18 protein-coding genes and 1 other RNA gene are annotated in these 18534 nt (G+C 60.0%); 12 read left to right on the top strand and 7 right to left on the bottom strand.

The window, feature by feature from the left end; genetic code table 11:
* Positions 1 to 365: 365 nt before the first annotated feature.
* Positions 366 to 743, bottom strand: a transfer-messenger RNA (tmRNA) gene (gene ssrA, locus B1781_RS12875).
* A gap of 52 nt (positions 744 to 795) precedes the next feature.
* The gene (gene smpB, locus B1781_RS12870) at positions 796 to 1278 is read right to left on the bottom strand and encodes an SsrA-binding protein SmpB (RefSeq protein WP_078122048.1); all 483 of its coding nucleotides are present in this window, start codon (positions 1276 to 1278) and stop codon (positions 796 to 798) included.
* A 564-nt stretch (positions 1279 to 1842) separates the two neighbouring features.
* Between smpB and B1781_RS22965 the strand changes: the two genes are divergently transcribed.
* The 5 genes from B1781_RS22965 (at position 1843) to B1781_RS12850 (ending at position 5448) form a co-directional block, all read left to right on the top strand.
* Positions 1843 to 2028 (top strand): hypothetical protein, encoded by a 186-nt coding sequence (locus B1781_RS22965; protein WP_125932068.1) that lies wholly within the window; start codon positions 1843 to 1845, stop codon positions 2026 to 2028.
* Positions 2025 to 3002, top strand: a complete 978-nt coding sequence (locus B1781_RS12865; protein WP_164513383.1) for a glycosyltransferase family 2 protein — start codon at positions 2025 to 2027, stop codon at positions 3000 to 3002. The genes B1781_RS22965 and B1781_RS12865 overlap by 4 nt, the downstream gene beginning before the upstream one ends.
* Before the next feature lie 198 nt (positions 3003 to 3200).
* Entirely contained in the window at positions 3201 to 4616 is a 1416-nt protein-coding gene (locus B1781_RS12860; protein ID WP_078120047.1) for a sodium-dependent transporter, read from the top strand.
* A 75-nt stretch (positions 4617 to 4691) separates the two neighbouring features.
* A complete protein-coding gene (locus tag B1781_RS12855) occupies positions 4692 to 5126 on the top strand; it encodes a type II toxin-antitoxin system RatA family toxin (protein WP_078120046.1) in 435 nt (144 codons plus the stop codon).
* The gene (locus B1781_RS12850) at positions 5119 to 5448 is read left to right on the top strand and encodes an RnfH family protein (protein ID WP_078120045.1); all 330 of its coding nucleotides are present in this window, start codon (positions 5119 to 5121) and stop codon (positions 5446 to 5448) included. The genes B1781_RS12855 and B1781_RS12850 overlap by 8 nt, the downstream gene beginning before the upstream one ends.
* A gap of 18 nt (positions 5449 to 5466) precedes the next feature.
* On the opposite strand, the gene B1781_RS12845 is transcribed toward B1781_RS12850, so the two are convergent.
* Entirely contained in the window at positions 5467 to 5916 is a 450-nt protein-coding gene (locus tag B1781_RS12845; RefSeq protein ID WP_334223715.1) for an outer membrane protein assembly factor BamE, read from the bottom strand.
* A gap of 130 nt (positions 5917 to 6046) precedes the next feature.
* Between B1781_RS12845 and fur the strand changes: the two genes are divergently transcribed.
* The 4 genes from fur to nfsA all read left to right on the top strand — a co-directional run bounded on the left by fur (position 6047) and on the right by nfsA (position 10692).
* A complete protein-coding gene (gene fur / locus B1781_RS12840) occupies positions 6047 to 6478 on the top strand; it encodes a ferric iron uptake transcriptional regulator (protein WP_078120043.1) in 432 nt (143 codons plus the stop codon).
* 278 nt (positions 6479 to 6756) lie between these two features.
* Positions 6757 to 7770, top strand: coding sequence for a TAXI family TRAP transporter solute-binding subunit (locus B1781_RS12835; RefSeq protein WP_334223714.1), 1014 nt, complete (start codon positions 6757 to 6759; stop codon positions 7768 to 7770).
* Positions 7771 to 7809: 39 nt separating this feature from the next.
* Entirely contained in the window at positions 7810 to 9939 is a 2130-nt protein-coding gene (locus B1781_RS12830; protein WP_078120042.1) for a TRAP transporter permease, read from the top strand.
* A gap of 12 nt (positions 9940 to 9951) precedes the next feature.
* On the top strand, positions 9952 to 10692 hold the full coding sequence (gene nfsA, locus B1781_RS12825) for an oxygen-insensitive NADPH nitroreductase (RefSeq protein ID WP_078120041.1): 741 nt from the start codon (positions 9952 to 9954) through the stop codon (positions 10690 to 10692).
* A 9-nt stretch (positions 10693 to 10701) separates the two neighbouring features.
* On the opposite strand, the gene B1781_RS12820 is transcribed toward nfsA, so the two are convergent.
* Positions 10702 to 12150 (bottom strand): lipase maturation factor family protein, encoded by a 1449-nt coding sequence (locus B1781_RS12820; RefSeq protein WP_078120040.1) that lies wholly within the window; start codon positions 12148 to 12150, stop codon positions 10702 to 10704.
* 315 nt (positions 12151 to 12465) lie between these two features.
* Between B1781_RS12820 and B1781_RS12815 the strand changes: the two genes are divergently transcribed.
* On the top strand, positions 12466 to 13221 hold the full coding sequence (locus B1781_RS12815; protein WP_164513382.1) for a transglycosylase SLT domain-containing protein: 756 nt from the start codon (positions 12466 to 12468) through the stop codon (positions 13219 to 13221).
* Positions 13222 to 13307: 86 nt separating this feature from the next.
* Positions 13308 to 14189 (top strand): NHL repeat-containing protein, encoded by an 882-nt coding sequence (locus tag B1781_RS12810; RefSeq protein ID WP_078120038.1) that lies wholly within the window; start codon positions 13308 to 13310, stop codon positions 14187 to 14189.
* Between the two features lie 12 nt (positions 14190 to 14201).
* Here B1781_RS12810 and B1781_RS12805 read toward each other — a convergent pair whose 3' ends face one another.
* Both B1781_RS12805 and B1781_RS12800 read right to left on the bottom strand, forming a co-directional pair.
* A complete protein-coding gene (locus tag B1781_RS12805; protein WP_078120037.1) occupies positions 14202 to 14651 on the bottom strand; it encodes a hypothetical protein in 450 nt (149 codons plus the stop codon).
* A 128-nt stretch (positions 14652 to 14779) separates the two neighbouring features.
* A complete protein-coding gene (locus B1781_RS12800) occupies positions 14780 to 15286 on the bottom strand; it encodes a Crp/Fnr family transcriptional regulator (protein ID WP_078120036.1) in 507 nt (168 codons plus the stop codon).
* 354 nt (positions 15287 to 15640) lie between these two features.
* Between B1781_RS12800 and B1781_RS12795 the strand changes: the two genes are divergently transcribed.
* Positions 15641 to 16078, top strand: coding sequence for a PilZ domain-containing protein (locus B1781_RS12795; protein ID WP_078120035.1), 438 nt, complete (start codon positions 15641 to 15643; stop codon positions 16076 to 16078).
* Here the strand turns inward: B1781_RS12795 and B1781_RS12790 are convergent.
* Complete coding sequence (locus B1781_RS12790; protein WP_164513381.1) at positions 16072 to 18534, bottom strand: spermidine synthase family protein; 2463 nt, start codon at positions 18532 to 18534, stop codon at positions 16072 to 16074. The genes B1781_RS12795 and B1781_RS12790 overlap by 7 nt on opposite strands.

The raw sequence follows: 18534 nt of genomic DNA, 5'->3' as shown, positions 1-18534 counted from the left end.
CTCTGAAGAGAGGTATTTGGTCTCGGTGCTGCGCAAGTTAGGTCGGCTGCGAGCAGAGACGGTCCGGCAAGTCGGCGGACCGTCCAGGACATGTATGTTGGACGCGGCCAATGAGCCCGCAACGCGGGTTCGCGTCCACAGCGCCCCAAAACGCAAAAAGGCCAACACGAGGTTGACCTTTTCACGTTTGGTGGTGGAGGCGGCGGGAGTTATTCGGCCTTTGGCCTCACCCTTCGGGCTGCCGTCGCGTTGCGACGGCGTTCTGCGGCACCTCCGGTGCCTAGTGAACCCGCTCCGCGTGTTCGTTACTCCAGCACCCGGCCAAAAACGCAGAAGGGCCACCCGTTGGGTGACCCTTCATCGTTTGGTGGAGGCGGCGGGAGTTGAACCCGCGTCCGCAAGCCCTCTGCCTTCGGCTCTACATGCTTAGTGTCGTCGATTATATTTAACCGCGTGCCGCCCGACGAACAGGGCATACAGTACGGCGATTCCGGTAAGTTTTAACGAATCGGCCCCAGACAAGCCTCATCGCGATCTTGTGAGATATGACGCCAGAAATGCTCCGAAGAGCGCTGGGCGCACAAGCACGGCCCCAGTCTGACGGCAATCTACCGGGTGTTAAGCGGCGATAGCGTAGTTGTCGTCGTTGGCAACTATAAGTTTGCGAATGGATTTACGAGGTAATTCGCACCTCGGCATGCACCTCAGGTTTTGCAACCCACGTCGAATGCCGTGTCGCCCCCGAAGTAACCAATACGACCTCAAACTGCCGCAGTGGTTCCGTAATCTTAGCACCTAGCCGTTCTTGAAGATGCGTTGTTTTTCGCGCTGCCAATCCCGCTCCTTGGCATCGGCGCGTTTGTCGTGCAGTTTTTTGCCCTTGGCCAACCCGATTTCAACCTTGGCGCGGCCGCGCTTCCAGTACATTGCCGTGGGCACCAGGGTGAAACCTTTGCGTTCCACCAAGCCAATCAGGCGGTTCAGTTCCTCCCGGTGCAGCAGCAGCTTGCGGGTACGGGTTGGGTCGGGACTGATGTGCGTCGAGGCCGTCGGCAAAGGCGAGATGTTGGCACCAAAAAGGAACGCCTCGCCGCCTTTGAGCAACACGTAGGCCTCGGTGAGGTTGATTTTGCCGGCGCGAAGGCTTTTGACTTCCCAGCCTTCGAGCGAGACGCCAGCCTCATACCGATCCTCGATGAAGTACTCGTGTTTGGCCTTTTTGTTGAGAGCGATCGTCGCGCTGCCGTCGCCAGCCGTTTTTTTTGCCTTTTTTGCCATGGCGCGCGAGTTTAGCACGGCATTCCCGAGCATAGATGTCTGGATGGAGAGTTCGAACTTAATTCAGTAAAAACAGATAGTAATGAAATAAATATGAGATAGAATGTTAGATGTGGTATGGCGATTCGTCGGGGTTTCAAGCCACAGAGACCGAGCGTGACCGGCGACTGGTGCAATGCTGGTGGGTTGTTCAGTGGCAAAAGGCGCGCGGAACTGAAGCGGAAGGCGGCGTCCAGGGTTCCTCGTCGGTCGGACGACCCTGCAATCGATGTTTGGCCCGCGAATCACTTGCCGTTACATGGCCGGGCTGCATTGACGGCACGATGCAGGCTAGAATTTCGCGCTCGTGAAAGGTCCACCGTTCCGACAATGTCCCGCCCGTGGCGTCGATCTGGCGTCGTGGTGAGGTAATGGAACAGGGGGCTTGGCGTTGCAATGGTCCGGTTATGCTTCCGCTACAGGAAGATGGCCGGCCAAAGGCTTTGCGACCGCAGATGCAGAAATGATCGATCTCCAGTGGGCCGATCTCAACCAACAACCGGCCCGACCGTTAAAGACAACTCGATGACCTGGTATCAGAACGTTCGCAAACGATACGAAGTCGCTCGTGAAAAGCCGCAGCTTTGGTGGTTACCTTATCTTGAGGGCGGCTATATTCAGATTCCGGACACGATTACCTTGTTTGACGGCCTGGCTTCAACACTCGCGGATAAATCGACTCGCGATAGCGGTCAGTGGATAAAGCTGTGACCGCACGCCCCATCACCATCGTCATCCCCAATTTCAACGGAGCGCACCTGCTGCGGCGCAATCTGCCGTCCGTGATGCAGGCGGCTGCGCAGTATCCCGGCGATGCGCGGGTGCTCGTGGTCGACGACGGGTCGTCGGACGACAGTGTCGAGGTGATGCGGCAGGAGTTCTCCGCCGCAGGTCTCGTCGTACACGCCGCCAATCGCGGCTTTGCCGACGCCATTCACACCGGCGTCGAGCAAGCCTCGACAGAGCTGTTGTTCTTGCTCAATTCAGACGTCGAGTTGCATGTCGGTTGTCTGGAACACCTCGAACCCTATTTTGCCGATCCGGATGTGTTCTCGGTCTGTCCGCTCATCTTGCGGGAGGATGGCTCGGTCAACCCGCATTCTTGGAATTTTCGTGTTTTCAGGCGCGGCTATCTGAAGCTGCATCGCTGGAATCTCGACGCGGCACGTGAGTCACGCAAGCGCAACAAGCTGCCGACACTGTATGCGAGTGGCGGCGGCATGCTGGTGAGCAAGACGAAGTTCTTGGCACTGGGTGGTTTTGATTCGATTTTCAAACCGTATTACGGCGAAGATTTCGATCTCGGTATTCGTGCGTGGTACAGGGGGTGGCCAAGCTATTTCGAACCTGAGGCGACCTTGGTTCATCAATCGCAAGGCTCAATCAAAGAAAGCGCGAAGCGCAGCAACGTCAAGACCATCCGCCGACGCAACAAGTATTTCATCGAGTGGATTCACATGCCGGCGGCAAGATTGTTCTTTACGACCTTGCCGATCACGCTGATCCAACTGCTTTTCGAATTGCTGCGATTCGATCGCGTCAATCTGAGGGGCTTTGTACTGGCAATCAGATCCCTGCCGGCGGCATTGGCGGCACGTCGTTCGGCGCAAGGGGGACAGGAGATGGGTCTGCCCGCGATCCTGGCAAAGATCCAGGATGCTTACAGCCGATCGGGTAGTCGCTGATAGCTGATTCGCGGTTCGTCTGTCGTTGCAGACGAGGTGGCGCTGGCTTCTGCATCGCCTGTCCGTCGCGCGCTGCGCGGCAAACAAAGTGGCCATGCGACGCAGTCTCCGGGGTGGCCATATCCTTGTAAGCGCTATGTGATTCCGCAAAAATAAGCTTTTTACGCGGCTTTCCTGCCGCAGATCGTGAGGAATCGCATGGGTTCTCGAAGTGCGTCGATGCACGGCATGTGGTCGTCCCGGGCGGTGTTCATCATGGCGACCGTGGGCTCGGCGGTGGGCCTCGGCAATATCTGGAAATTTCCCTATATCACCGGCGAGTATGGCGGCGGCGCGTTCGTCGTTGTCTATCTCATCTGTATCGCACTCATCGGCGTGCCGATCATGATGGCCGAGATACTGCTGGGGCGTCGCGGTCGTGCGAGTCCCATCGCTACGATGAAGCGCTTGACCAGAGAGCAGCACTCATCACCCCTATGGACGCTGGTCGGCTATTCGGGTGTTCTGGCGGGTTTCCTGATTCTTTCGTTCTACAGCGTGATTGCCGGCTGGGCGCTGGCCTACGTCTTCGATTCGGCGGCCGGCGGTCTCAACGGGATCACGGCCGATGGCGCGGGGCAGAAGTTTGGCGATCTCGTCGGTTCGTGGCAGACGCTGTTGCTGTGGCACACGGTGTTCACCCTGATGACTATCGTGGTCGTCGCACGTGGGGTAAAGAATGGCCTGGAGCGAGCAGTAACGGTGCTGATGCCGGCGCTGTTCATCATGTTGTTGATCATGGTCGGGTACGCCTTCATCGAAGGTGATTTTGCCCGCGGCTTCGGCTTTCTGTTCAACACGGATTTCTCCAAGGTCTTTCAGCTGTGCACCGGTACGCCCGAGGCGCTCAATTGCGAGTTCACCGGCGAACCGGTAGTGGTTGCCATGGGGCATGCGTTTTTCACCTTGAGTCTCGGCATGGGGGCGATCATGGCGTATGGCGCCTATGTTCCCGATCATGCATCAATCACTGGTGCGACCCTGACGATTGCGCTGGCCGATACCGTCGTCGCACTGCTGGCCGGCCTGGCGATCTTCCCGATTGTTTTCGCCAGCGGACTGGAGCCGTCGTCCGGTCCAGGCCTGATCTTCCAAACGCTACCGATCGCCTTCGGCAATATGCCGGGTGGTCAATGGTTCGGCACCTTGTTCTTTGTGTTGTTGGTATTTGCGGCCTGGTCTTCGTCGATCTCGATCATCGAACCGGCGGTTGCCTGGTTGGTCGACAGTCGCGGCTGGACACGGGGGGTAGCGGCGTTCGCCGTGGGTGGCCTGGCTTGGTTGATCGGCATCGGTTCGGTGCTGTCGTTCAACCTCTGGTCGGGCGAGGAGTACCAGCTTTTCGGCAAGACAATATTCGATCTGAAAGATTTCCTCGCGTCGAATATCATGTTGCCGCTCGGCGGATTGCTGATTGCGCTGTTCGTTGGGTTTGGTGCCGGGCGTCAAATGGCGTTGGAGGAACTGTCGATCAGCCGGCAGCGCCTGTTCGATGCTTGGTGGTTCGTTATTCGCTTCGTGTCGCCGGTCGGCATCGTGATCGTGTTCCTCAACTCGATCAAGGCGTTCGGCTGAGCGGGATCGTTTGCTGCAGCGAAATCGCTTGTTGATACCGCGGGTTTCCAGCAGCAGACACGGCGGGGAGATCGATTGACTAAAGTGGAAAAATCGGCGCTGGTACCGTATCCGGCACAGGCGATGTTCGACCTGGTGGCCGATGTCGAAAGCTATCAGCACTTCCTGCCCTGGTGCAGCAGTTCACGATTGATCTCGCGCAATGAGCGCGAGTTGTGTGGCGAAATCGAGGTGTCGCGGCTGGGTATCAGCCAGACTTTTTCGACCTGCAACAGGCTCGAACCGCCGACGCGAATGGGCATTGCGCTGAACGAAGGGCCCTTCAAGCGGCTGCACGGTGAATGGCAGTTTCTCGTATTGCGCGATGACGCCAGCAAAGTGATGCTGACCCTGGAGTTCGAGTTTGCCGGCAGGTTGATAGACGCTGCCTTCGGCAAGGTGTTTCACCAGGCGGCCAACACCTTGGTCGAATCATTCGTGGAAAGGGCACGCGAGGTGTACCGTGGTTGAACCGCAGATCACCGTGGAGATCGTTTACGCCAAACCCGGCGAACAGGCATTGGAACAGCTGAGAGTACCGGCCGACGCCACGGTTGGCGGCGTTATCGAACAATCGGGGTTTTTGCAGCGCTTTCCGGAGATCGACCTCGCGTCGAACAAGGTCGGGGTGTTCGGCAAAGCCACGACGCTCAAAGCGTCGCTACATGACGGAGATCGGATTGAGATCTACCGTCCGCTGATTGCCGATCCCAAAGAGGCGCGAAAGAAACGCGCGGCCGAAGGCAAATCGATGAAGAAGGGTGCGCGCGAGCAGGGCGGCGATAACGCCTGACGGGCACTGCCGTCGAGATTAGTCGTCTCCGAGACCGACGGCACCCATGGCGCGTTCGAACAGGGTTTTCTTTTCACCTTCCCAATCCGGCACCGTCACCACCACGTCTTTTTTCTTCTCGACGCGCTCATGCGGCGGTTGGGGACGCAGGTCGCCGTTGATTCTCACCAACCGGTCGTCTTCGAAATACACCGTGACGCGTTTCATTTCATCCGGCGTGCTGCCTTCACCCAAGGTGTAGGCATAGTCCCAGCGGTCGGCGTGAAACACGTCGGTCAGCATGGGCGTTCCCAGCAGGAAGCGCACCTGGCGTTTGGTCATGCCCGGTTCCAATTCATTGACCAGTTCCTGGGTGACGACATTGCCCTGCTGAATCGTGGGGCGGTAGATCAGTGGCGCTTTGTCAAGGGCGTTCGGGATGACATCTGCGACATCGCGAGCACCTTCACTGAAGGAGCTACAACCCACGGACAGTAAGGTTGCGGTTAGACTGAATAAAATGAGAAGCTTACGCATGATTTACTGATTGTATCAATGGCTTTCCGAGCAGGCTCAGAATAATAACGAAACTGCCGGAAGATTACAGCGGAGGCGAGGGGTGGAGAACCAGGATATTCGTAAGGCCGGGCTGAAGGTCACGTTGCCCCGGGTAAAAATTCTCGAGATTCTGGAATCGGCCGATGCCAGGCACATGACCGCGGAGGATGTCTACAAGGCATTGCTGGAACGCGGCGAGGAGATCGGCCTGGCGACCGTCTACCGTGTGCTGACGCAGTTCGTTAACGCCGGGCTGGCGGAACGTCACCATTTCGAGGGTGGTCAGGCGGTCTTTGAACTCGATCGGGGCCACCATCACGATCACATCGTCTGTGCCCAGTGCGGCCGGGTCGAGGAGTTCTTCGACGACACCATCGAGAAGGCGCAGCGCGAAGTTGCGGCCAAGAAAGGGTTCGCCATCACAGATCATTCGCTGATCATCTACGGTCGCTGCACCAAGGAAAAATGCCCGTACCGGGATTCCATGGGCTGAACCTTCCCCGTTGGACGGGCATCCTGACAGCGTTGCTGCCGTAGCAACGACCACGTCACCAGCCGCGCCCTGCATCACTCGACTAGACTCCGTTAAACCGCAGCACCGCCTGGTGAGAACTGCAATCGCCAGGGCGTTGGCCGCCGACGGTTGCAATTAACCGGCGGAGCGGGTTTATTGTCGAGGTGCGCGTACGTCACTGCATGTGCGACGTGTGTGCGACTAAAAGGGCGCCTGCCCGTAAATGATAAAAACGATGTACCGAAGGAGACCACCAAATGAAAAGCAGCATGAAGAGAGGCGTTGCCGCGTTCGCCCTGGCGCTATTTGCCGCCGGCGGGACGACCCAGGCCGTAGCCGAGGGCGACTACCTGCTGGCGACCGCCAGTACCGGCGGAACCTACTATCCGGTTGGCGTTGCCTTGTCGACCTTGGTCAAGGTCAAACTGCAGCCGAAAGACAAGATCAACATGTCGGCAATCAACTCCGCAGGATCCGGCGAGAACATCAAGCTGCTGCGCGAAAACGAGAGTCAGTTTGCGATTCTGCAGGGTCTCTACGGGGCATATGCCTGGAACGGCACTGGACCATTGGAGAAGGAAGGTCCGCAGAAAGAACTGCGCGCGGTCACGATGCTGTGGCAGAACGTCGAACATTTCGTTGTGACGTCCGACCATGCAAAGACCGGCACGATCACTGATGCGCTGGCTATCAAAGGGGTTGCCGGTTTCGGCAAGAAGAACTCCGGCTCGCTGGGCTCGAGTCGTACCATCTTCGGCAACCTGGGCGTCGACATCGACAAACAGTACGACCTCTTCTACGGCGGTTATGGTGCCTTGGCGAGCGCCATGCAGGATGGCAAGGCCGATCTGATCGGCACGCCTGCGGGTGTTCCGGCAGGTGCGATCACCAAGCTGTTGGCGGCGAAGAGCGATGGTGTGAGCCTGTTGTCGTTCACTGATGAACAGGCCGCCAAGGCCGATGGCGGCATGGAACTGTGGACACCTTACCTGATCAAGGCCGGCACCTACCCGGGCCAGGATGCCGATGTAAACACGATCGCGCAGCCCAACTTCCTTGCGGTACGCGCCGACGTGGCGGAAGAAGATGTCTACATGATCACCAAGACGATCTACGAAAACCTCGGTTTCCTGCAGTCGATTCATAAGGCCACGAACGCCATGGCACTGGAGAAAGCGATTGCCGGACTTCCGATGCCGCTGCATCCCGGCGCGGCGCGCTATTTCAAGGAGGCCGGCCTGGATATCCCGGCAAAGCTGATCGCGAACTGATGGTGGCGGCGACCGCTTGACGGCGGTCGCCGAAACGCGATGACTAACGAATCGACGCCCCCGGAGTCGGGTTCGTTGCATGCGGGTCTGCGTGAGCAGGTCTGGGTGCAACGCATGGTGTATTGGCTGGGTGCAGGCATCGCCGTGTTGCACTTGGTGATGAACTTCACCACGCTGTTTTCGGTGCAGTGGCAGAGTGCACTGCACTTCGTGGGACTGGGAACGCTCGCGATGCTGCTGTATCCGCCCGTTCGCGGACAGCGCATGGCGCGCTCAACGGTTGTGCTGTGGCTCGATATCGCGCTGGCGATCGTGTTCATGGCGGCGGCCGTTTGGATCGTGGCGGCTGAGGACGCGATCTATGCGCGCGGGGTCAACATGACCGCGTTCGAGCAGGGGCTCGCCGTGATGACGATTGTTGCCGCGATCGAGCTGACTCGCCGCACCACCGGATGGGTGATACCGATCCTGATTGTTGTCGCGCTCACCTACGTGGTGGATTGGGGGGCACGTCTCGACGGCATCTTTCGCTTTGCCGGTCTGAGCACCGAAACGCTGCTGTTTCGCAGTATTTATGGCGACGACGCGCTGTTCGGCAGCATCTCGCAGATCTCGGTGTCGTTTGTTTTTATGTTCATTCTGTTCGGCGCCTTCCTGTTGAGTTCGGGGGCGGGCGATTTTGTGATCGCGATGGCCAGGGCGGTTGCCGGCAAGGTGGTCGGCGGGCCGGGGTTGGTGGCGGTCGTGTCGTCCGGTCTTACCGGGACCATCTCCGGATCGTCGATCGCCAATACGGTATCGACCGGCGTGATCACGATTCCGCTGATGAAACGCGCGGGTTTTCCGGCGCGCTTCGCCGCAGGTGTCGAATCGGCAGCGAGTACCGGCGGACAATTGATGCCGCCGATCATGGGCGCGGGCGCGTTCGTCATGGCGAGTTATACCCAGATCCCGTACACGCATATCGTGGTGGTGTCGTTCTTGCCGGCGTTGTTGTATTTCCTGTCGGTCGCCTTCTTCGTCAGGCTGGAGGCCAAACGCCTCGGGTTCAAGACAACCGACGATGATGAGGGCCAGAACTTCGCGACCGTGATGAAAGAGGGCGGCATCGTGTTCGTGCTGCCGATCAGCGTGCTGATCGCGATGCTGGTATCGGGGTTCACCCCGACCTATGCCGCAGGGATCGCGATATTGACGGTCATCGCGTCGAGCTGGCTGACGCCACGCAAGATGAAGCTTGGCGACATCTTCGACGCGTTGGCGCTGGGCAGTCGCAACATGATAACGACCGGCCTGCTACTGGTCGCCGTCGGTCTGGTGGTCAACGTGATTGCCATGACCGGTGTCGGCAATACGCTGTCGCTGATGATTCAACAATGGGCCGGTGGCAACTTGATTATCGCGTTGACCCTGGTGGCGTTGGCCTCGCTGGTGCTCGGCATGGGGTTACCGGTGACCGCGGCCTATATCGTACTCGCGACCCTGTCGGCGCCTGCGTTGAATAACCTGATCGCCGACGCACAACTGGTCAGCGCCATTGCGTCGGGTCAGGCGTTGCCCGAAGCAGTGGGTGCGATGATCATGTTGGCAGCACCCGACAAGGTCGGCATGCTGGGGCAGGCTATGTCGATTGACGATGCGCGTAGCATTCTCGACGCCTTGCGCGCCGTCGATCCCTCCCTTGTCACCGGCCTTTACGACCAGATGCTCGATCCGGCACTGATCCTGGGCATACTGCTGTCGGCCCACATGATCATTTTCTGGTTGAGCCAGGACAGCAACGTCACACCACCGGTTTGCCTGACCGCCTTCGCCGCCGCGGCAATCGCCGGCACACCGCAGATCCGCACCGGATTCACCGCCTGGAAGCTGGCTAAGGGGTTGTACATCATGCCGATCCTGTTCGCATACACGCCGTTTCTCTACGGTGAGTGGGCAGTAGCGATCGAGATTTTCCTGTTTACTCTGGTCGGCCTGTATGCCTTCGCAGCGGCGTTTCAGGGACACCTTGAACGCGATCATGGCTTGTTCATGCGCCTGGTGCTGGGTGCAGTGGCTTTGTGCCTGCTGTGGCCGGGCGAACCCCTGCTGCATTGGATCGGCCTTGCAGTGTTCATTGCGCTGTTCGTCTGGGACCGTATGCTGTCCAAACGTTCCACTTCTGCATGACGGTTCGCAGCCATGTCGCCAACACCCACGCAAACCCTCCAGCTCGGCCACACGTCAGTTCGTCGCTATCTCGACAAGCCGCTTGATCCGGGACAGCTCGAACAACTGATCCGTTGTGGCCAGGCCGCAGCCACGTCGAGTTTCATTCAGGCCTATTCGGTGATCCGCGTGACTCGGCCGGAAGCCAGGGCGGCGATTGCCGCGGCGGCGGGCGGGCAGGCCTGGATCGAACAGGCGGCTGAGTTTCTGGTGTATTGCGCGGATCTGCGTCGCCTGAATTCGGCCTGTATAAAGGCCGGCAAGGGCGAGTTGGAGGGCTATAGCGAGCATGGCCTGGCGGCGGTCGTGGATGTCGCACTGATGGCGCAGAACGTGTTGCTGGCCGCCGAGTCGATGGGCCTGGGTGGGGTATTCATCGGCGGGATTCGCAACGATCCGCAGGTGGTTGTCGACCAGTTGGGCCTGCCTGAGCGCGTCGCGCCGGTGTTCGGCATGTGTCTGGGTTGGCCCGATCAACAAAACGAGGTCAAGCCGCGTATGCCGGTCGACCTGGTGCTGCACCAGGACGTGTACCGCGACCCGAGCGACGACGAGCTCGCCGCCTACGACAGGCAAATGGCCGACTATTACGCGGGGCGTGGCAGCAACGTGAAACTCAGCGACTGGACCTCCGCCGTGGCAACCGCCATGCAAGGCAAGAAGCGCGAACACATGCTCGAATTTCTCCGTGGCCGGGGCTTTTTCCAGCGCTGAGTGTTCGCCTCAAGGCACGCGCGGTGGCACGTTGGGAAACTCGCCGAGCAACGTTGTGTGCCATATCTTGCCGGTGCGTTCGCGTTCTTCGACCGAAGTGAAACGAAAGCGATAAGCCATTACGCGCAGGTAGCGCGGTCCATGATCGGGAAACGGGTTGTGCGCCAGCAACGCGGTGACATCGGGCGAGTTGGCGTGTAGCCGCCACATGAATTGCTCGAACCAGCGCCGCATGGCCGGGTTCTGCGGCGGCACGAACCACATCATCCAATCCAGTCGTGGATGCCACGGCACGATGAATGGCGGGCTTTCATCCGGGCTGTTGGGTTTGAACTTGAAACGATAGGCCCGCCAGTGTCTGCCGTCGTCGCTGCCCTCGATAACCAGCTCCTGACGCTCGGTCTGCATGTTGGGGAACACGTGGTAGACGTTGCCCAGACCCCAACCACGCACCCAGTTCACCGGCGCATTCCACGCGGTCTCGGCGCGCCGGTCGGTAATGAATTCATAAGCCGAATAGCTGCCTGCTGTAATCAGCGCGCCGGCAACAACGGCCAGCAACACCTTGCCGATGGGACGTGATGGTCGGTTGACCTGATCTGCGCGACCGAGGAGTGGCAACCTGGCGAGAATGCGATCGTCGAGCAGGAACAGGCACAGGGCGATAGTCAGCAGATTGATGAAGTTGTGGTTGCTGGTCAGGATGATCAGCACCTGGATCATGATCGTCGCGAGCGCGGCGAACACACGAAACGGGCGTGGCAGGAAAATGAAGAACGGCACGACCAGTTCGACGAACAGCGTGAAGCCGGTGCCGGTCTTGAGCAGCCAATCCGGTAGTTGGTGGGCGTACCAGCTGCCGATATGGGGCAGGGGCTGGGTCTCGAAGTAGTGGTTGAGGGTCGTCAGCGATTGCCATGCGGGGTCACCGCTGAGCAACTTCGACAGGCCCGACAGGAAACGCAGTCGAAACAACAACCAGTGAAACAGAAACACCAGCAATCGGCTCGGACCGAGCGCGAGCAGAAAGATCGCCAGAAAACCGCTTTCGAGTAGCAGGTACTCCCACTGAAAGTTGAAGAAGATCTGTCCGACCTGGAACAGCGACAGGTAAAGCACGAACAGCACGATGCTCGACAGCAACGGGCGCCAGCCGAAGAACAGCAAGACGGCGAAGCCGCAGCCCGCGTAGGCCGCCGTCACCAGGCTGGTGTCGCTGTGATTCAGCCAGAACAGCGTCGGAAAGCGCAGCCAGGCAATGTCAGCGGCGCCGCTTTGCAGGTACGCCAGGTGGTCGCCGGCGGGCAGGATGCCCTGTTCTCCGACCAGCCCGCGGATGTCGAAGGCTATCGCGAAAAAGGCTGCGAAATAGATCAGCGCCAGTACGCGGATGAACAGGCGTGACGTTACTCGGTATCGTTCGTCGGTATCCAGCAACCAGGGCAGCAAACGGGCCATCGGATTCACGGGGGCGGTAGTCGGCTCGAACAAACGCGGCCGCGTCACTCTAGCCGAAATCGCGCGATGACATAGTGGGCGTCGGTCTGCGACCGGGTCGGAAATTCGCAGCACACGCTCGATCGACAGGTGTCGGGGCGTTTTACATCTTAAGAAACTACTTTAAGTTCTAATTTCGCTAATGGACTGATATACAAGGAAAATCAGTGGTCTGGGCATGGATACTGCTTCACGCGCGGTATGAAAGTTAATTGTGCCGAGAGCCTTGCCCGTATCACCGGGCCCATCCTAGTCGTTTGCAGCCTGATTTTCGTTTTGGCTGCTCCTGCGTTCGCTGCCAAATCCACCGGCGCCAAGCAACTTACCGATAAAGCCCTGCGTTATCTGCATGGCGAGGGCGTAAAGCGCAATCCTGATCGGGCACTGATGTATCTGTGCAATGCGGCGCGCAAGGGTTACGGCCCGGCGGCCCACGAACTCGGATGGCTGTATTTCGAAGGTCGTGGCGTATCGCGCAGCGATCAATTGGCGGCGGCCTGGTTGCGCGAAGCCAAACGCCTGGGTGAAAAACCGCCGGCGCGCACCATGGCCAGCCTGTCGAAGGTCAAGCGCGTCAAGCCGGTTTGCCGTGATGCCAACGGCGCGAACATCGAGCTCGCCAATGTGCCGCGCGCCGAGTTGGTAGAGGCGATCTATGAACTGGCGCCCGAATACGATCTTGACCCGGCGCTGGTGCTCGAAGTGGTGCGCATGGAGTCGAACTTCAATCCGCGCGCCCGATCGCACAAAGGCGCGCTCGGGCTGATGCAGTTGATTCCGGAAACGGCGGCACGCTTCGGTGTCGAAGATCCCTTTGAGCCGACCCAGAACCTGCGCGGCGGCATGGCCTACCTGCGCTGGCTGCTGGATCGTTTCGACGGCGACGTGCGCCTCTCGCTGGCGGGCTACAACGCCGGCGAAGCTGCTGTCGACCGTTATGGCGATGTGCCACCGTACGCCGAGACGCAGGCCTACGTAACGCGCATCCTCGAGCGTTACACCAAGCAGCGTGTCGTCAACGCGATGATCTGATCCTTACCCGGCGCCGAGCCGGGTATCCGCTTTCTCCCGCTGAGCAGCGATCGGCTACGCTGTTAGTTCAGCCCCGGGAGAAGCCGATGAACTTTCCACTGTACGCATGGTTGGTGCCGGTCGCATTGTGGGCGATGGCGAGTGCCTCGTCGGCTGTCGCGGCCGGCGACTGGCAGTTCGACTTCGAACTGGCCAGCAGCACGTCACTCGATAATCCTCACGACATCAAACTCTCGCCCGACAGGAAACACCTGTTTGTTTCTGACGTCGGCAATGACCGGGTGGTTGTGCTGGATGCAACAACGCTTGAGTTCGTCGAGGCCTTCGGTGAGCAGGAACTCGACGGTACCCATGATGTGGATTTTGACGACCAAGGGCGGTTGTACGTCGCCGATACACACAACGGTCGTGTCGCCATCTACACCCTGCAGGGCACCCGTGGCACGCTGAGCGGTGAACTTACGGGCCGTATGTCGGGCCCCGAGGGTGTGCTGGTGCATCCCAACGGCAACGTCTATGTCGCCGGCGCCTGGTCACACAATGTGGTCGCCTACCGAGAGAGTCAGATCGTTCACGAGCTGGGCGGTCTGTCGGCACCGCACGATCTTGAGCTCGCCGGTGACGGGCGTTTGTGGCTGGCAGATGCCGGCAACGATCGCCTGCTGCTGTTGAGTGAGGAACTCGAGATCGTCGCCGAGGTAAGGGGCGAGCCTTTCGATTTCGATGGCGTCCGCTATCTGGATGTGCTCGACGACGGTACGGTGATCGCTGCCGACAAATACACGCATTCGATCAAGGTCATCGATGCGCAACGCCGTCTCGTGGCGACTCTGGGCAGTGGAAAACCGGAACTGGGTGACGGCGTGTTCAGAACCCCGGAAGGGGTGGAAACCGACGGCGACATTGTCTGGTTTGCTGATTCGGGCAACAACAGGATTGTCAGGTACCGTTATCGCCGTCCGGATTGACGGTGCCGGCGTTCAGCGCGTTGAGCGATGGACGAAGATGACGTTTCTGTCCGGCGAAATACCGATCCAGCCGTCGGCGCCGGTCGTGGGGAGTGCGAAGAAATCCAGCCCGTCTATTGCTGCTTCATCGGGCCACCAGTCGCGCGCGTTGCTCGGCGAAGCGACATGGGAAAGACCCGGCGAGGGCGTGAGTCCGGCGCTCCATGTTGAGATTGCCTCGGCAGGAGCTTCCATGCGGTAGAACCACGCCAGGTCGGTGGGTCCCAGGCCGATGCCCGCGATGCCGACCGACTCTTCGATCATCTCGACACGCGTCAGCTCGTGGGCGATTGACGCGATATCCGGCAGTAGCTTGAGCGTTTTGGCTACCCGGTCGTTGAGCGGGCCCGACAGCTCGTAGCGCAGATTCGTTGTTTCCGGTTGCGGGCCGCAGCCGGAGATGGCGAGGGCGATGATCGCCAAGCAAACGCCTGCTACCCGCGATGCGGATACCGGGCGTCGGGGAACCGGGCGACGGCTGTGTTGCGTGTCTGGCTTCATGCGTCGACATCATACACAGCCGTCTGGCGGAGCATCCAGGTGATGCGCGATCAGTAACGCCCGTGCTGTTTGCTGATGTAGTTCGACATCTCGACGAACTGCGCATTCATCCTGCCCAGTATCCGGTGTGCGGCCCTGACCACTGCCCGCATCACCTGATAGACGAGCAGGGGATCGCGTTCGACCAGGCTTTCGAGATCTTTCCGGTCGAGCGCGAACAACTCGCACTGGGTCGTTGCCTGGATCGCTGCACTGTGTGCCACGCCGTCGACGAAGCCGAGTATCCCGGCCATGTCGCCCGCATGCAGTGTCTGCAGCACGATATTGTCGCCACCGCCGGTCGGTTTGACGACGTTCAGGCTACCGCTGGACACGACATACAATGTGTCGTCTACATGCCCTTCCTCGAGCAACAAGGTCCCTTCGTCAAGGCACACGGCGCTCGCCGTTGAAGCGAGCAGTGCGCATTGTGCATCGCTCAGTTCCAATCCCAAGGGGGACTCGCGGACGGTCTGCGCGCTGACGATGGGGGTGTCATAGTTCACTGCGGTGTTCATGGTGAATCCCTCCCTTCGCGTTGGCTTTTCACTGCTCTATTTCAAGTATAGATTTCGCGCCGCGGTTTCTTATGAGGCAGGTCAGCCAGCGGCGATTGGTTTGTCACTCATGCTTGGCCCGCGACAGCGGGAGGTTCCCATGGGTTGCGAATGAACCGCCGAATCGTCGGGCAAGTGACGCACTGCTGCCGAGCGGCAGCTTCCGGGTGGCGGCACGGTGTGGATAAAGCGCCGTAAGGCGACGCTAATTAAGGGATATCCCTCGTTACCTTCCGCCGCGACTCATCTACAACTAACTGTCACAAAACCATAACAAACCCGTCCGGCTGGGTCGGCGGAAAGACGGAGACCGCGATGCGTGACGCTCGTAAAGACGAGCGGATTGTCTATCGCCGAGCTATCGATCTCTACAGCAGGACAGAGGGGGAACGGCGCCACGGCCATTCGCTGAACATCAGTTGCGGCGGTTTGTTCGCCAGCGGCCGATTTTGTGTCCATGAAGGCGACGCTGTCGGCGTGGAGTGGACCGTGCAGCTCGATGAACGGTTCGTTATCCGCGGCAAGGTCGTGCGCGCGACGCCGGAATGGGCAGCCGTAACCTTCGTCGGCAACGATCCGACCACGATCGACCAGCTCCGCGAGATACTGCGACCCAGATGGAATGGCGGCTATCTGCTCGACGGCGTCGTACAGATGGCGCCGTGGTATCACGACAGCGATCTGGCAAGCTGGATGCGGCTGACGACGATCGTTGCCGATTGGCAACGCCTCAAACATGGGTATCGCTATTGAGCGTCGTCCAGCGGGCGATGCATGACTCGTATAAAGCGTCGGCCGACAATCGGCAACGTCAGGTAACACAATGCGGCACCTGACAAGATGCCGCCAAATCCCACCTGCATCGTAATCAGCGGTACCGATGCTGCACCGATGACCGATGTGCAGCCGTTGATGCCCCAAGCCCACGGCACCAGGTTGCGGCGCATCCCGGCAAGCAGGCGCAATCCGATCGGAAAGGGGATGCCCATGGCAAAAGCCAAAGGCGCCAGCACTGCGATCGCGATAGCGATTCGTGCAGCGAACGGCGCCGATCCTGACGCAAGCAGAATATCGGGTACCCAGGCGATGTAGCCCGCGCACAGCGCCGCGATGGTTGCCGCTGCCAAGCCGACCAAGCGCAGCGGACGCGCCGAACCAACGCGCGATGACCACAGGCTGCCCAGGCCGGCGAACACCAGAAACACGCCCAATACCACGCTGGTCGCATAGACCGGGTGGCCAAGGAAGCGCTGCAGCTGGTCGATCCAGGTGATCTCGATAACGATGAAAGCCGCGCCGAGCACGCCGAAGTAGAGCAAGGTGGCCACCATTGCGCCGGCCCGGTTCGAGGCGCGGTTGTTCACCGAGCAGTTCAGCGCAAGCGGCAGGACGATCAATACCACGCCGATCAGGCTGACCGCGGCGAGCGTGACAATCCCGATCTGCAGGCCGGTGTCGATCGTGGCGCGTTGCGTCTGGTCGCCGTAGCGCATCGTTTGGTACCAGGATCGCCAGCCGGTGAAACGGTGCGGATAGGGCTTGTCGTCGCTTGCCGGCGCGGTGAACGGGATGTCACGTGACTCGCCCGATGGTGCGTGGTCCGGCACGCTCGCCGTCAAGGCATCCCTGGCGGCCAGGAAGTATTGGGCTTGGCGGAGTCGCTGAAATCGGTTCGCGTCCTGCGCGGTTATTCCCGGCAGCCACACCAGATCGAATCCTCGAGCTTTGGCAAAGTCTCTGATGTTGGTGTTGTCGTCTTCAGTGATAGGCCGTTTGGTCGCCAGCAGCGCGAACTGCTGCCAGCCACGCAGCATCGCGATATGTTGGCTGGGCGGCGTCAAGCGTGTGTCCGACAGCATGTCACGCACGGTCTTCAGCATCTTGAGCGACATACGCGGAGGCAGGCGCGTCGGCCCGGTGATAAGCAGCATGCCTTGTTCGTCGAGGCTGCTGAATGCAGACGCCATACCCTCGCGCGTCAGCTGGTGGTCCGAAGTCAGCGCTTCTATCCCCGATGGGTCTGCGGCGATGTCGATTGTCACCAGATCGAATGTCCGGTGTCGCGCAGCGAAGATGGCCCGCGCTGTTTGATTCACCCAGGTGACCTTTTCAGGATCGCACGCCTGTCCGCTCCAAGCGGCGTATTGCTCACAGGCAACGCGTGGCAGCAGCGGGTTGGGCTCAATCGCCGTGACGTGCCTGGCGCCTAACTGCAGGGCCTGGTGTACCCGTTCTCCGACACCCGCGCCGACGACCGCGACGCGAGGTTGCTCCGTCAGCGCATAGGGCAACGCAGATACGACGTACTCGAGGTAAGCGCCGGCTTGCGGATCGTCGGCGAAGCGGCCAAGTGCACCGACCAGATCGGCGTCGACGAATACGCCGAGTTGGTCGGGCGGCAAGGATTGGGCGTTCAGGCTCAAGCCGGTGGCCAGTCGCATTGGCACCTGTCGGTTGTGCACCACGGTGACATGGCCGCCGTTGCCGCTGGTGTCGTAGTCGACTTCGGCGCCCATGACCGCTAGCGAACGCGACAGGTCCTTGTAGACGGCCGGCCGGAACTCCACGCCGAAACTCCACAGGTTGAAGCCGAATGCTGCGCAACTGCTTACCACCAGCAAGGTGCGCCATCGAGCGCGGAGCGAAGCGGCAAGCGCCGCCAGCATGCCGCCAGCGGCAGTCGAGGCCATCGCGTATTCGGGTGAGAACCAGACCAGCGCCAGCGGAACCAGGCAGGCGCCGAGACCGGCGCCGACCAGGTCGATTCCGTAGATCTTCGAGACCTGTCGCGGGAACGACCACAGCGCAAGGCCGATACAATTGGCCGCTGCAAAGAACGGGATCGACAACAACAGAAAGGTCGCAACCAGGTAGGCAAGTTGCCGGAGGTCCCAGGCGAGTGCCTGTGGGTCGAGCGGGATCGCCTGGGCTGTCGCCACGCTGGCTACGGCCGAAACACCGAACAGCGCGGCATTTGCAACGAAGGCTCCCACCACGTTGGACTTGAGGCGCTCGGCGAACAGCGCAAGGAAGGTGCCGCTGGTGCCGTAGCCAAGCAGCGCCAGACTGATCGCTGTGCTTACCAAGTGCTGCCAATGTACAACGGCGAACAAACGGATCAGCAGAATCTCATAGGCAAGTGCGGCAGCGGAGAGCAGGCCAATGGCGAACAGTACGGCCGGCGATGCCATCGAACCGTCGTCGTGCAT

It is taken from the genome of Thiosocius teredinicola (assembly GCF_002009425.1).
GTDB lineage: Bacteria > Pseudomonadota > Gammaproteobacteria > Chromatiales > Chromatiaceae > Thiosocius > Thiosocius teredinicola.
Note: the sequence above shows the minus strand (reverse complement) of the source record. Positions and strands in the feature narration are given on the sequence as shown.

Coding starts and splice junctions, on each gene's coding strand:
- smpB (WP_078122048.1), bottom strand. CDS start 1,278: ATGGCAAAAAAGGCAAAAAAAACGGCTGGCGACGGCAGCGCGACGATC.
- B1781_RS22965 (WP_125932068.1), top strand. CDS start 1,843: ATGACCTGGTATCAGAACGTTCGCAAACGATACGAAGTCGCTCGTGAA.
- B1781_RS12860 (WP_078120047.1), top strand. CDS start 3,201: ATGGGTTCTCGAAGTGCGTCGATGCACGGCATGTGGTCGTCCCGGGCG.
- B1781_RS12835 (WP_334223714.1), top strand. CDS start 6,757: ATGAAAAGCAGCATGAAGAGAGGCGTTGCCGCGTTCGCCCTGGCGCTA.
- B1781_RS12830 (WP_078120042.1), top strand. CDS start 7,810: ATGACTAACGAATCGACGCCCCCGGAGTCGGGTTCGTTGCATGCGGGT.
- nfsA (WP_078120041.1), top strand. CDS start 9,952: ATGTCGCCAACACCCACGCAAACCCTCCAGCTCGGCCACACGTCAGTT.
- B1781_RS12820 (WP_078120040.1), bottom strand. CDS start 12,150: ATGGCCCGTTTGCTGCCCTGGTTGCTGGATACCGACGAACGATACCGA.
- B1781_RS12810 (WP_078120038.1), top strand. CDS start 13,308: ATGAACTTTCCACTGTACGCATGGTTGGTGCCGGTCGCATTGTGGGCG.
- B1781_RS12800 (WP_078120036.1), bottom strand. CDS start 15,286: ATGAACACCGCAGTGAACTATGACACCCCCATCGTCAGCGCGCAGACC.
- B1781_RS12795 (WP_078120035.1), top strand. CDS start 15,641: ATGCGTGACGCTCGTAAAGACGAGCGGATTGTCTATCGCCGAGCTATC.
- B1781_RS12790 (WP_164513381.1), bottom strand. CDS start 18,534: ATGCACGACGACGGTTCGATGGCATCGCCGGCCGTACTGTTCGCCATT.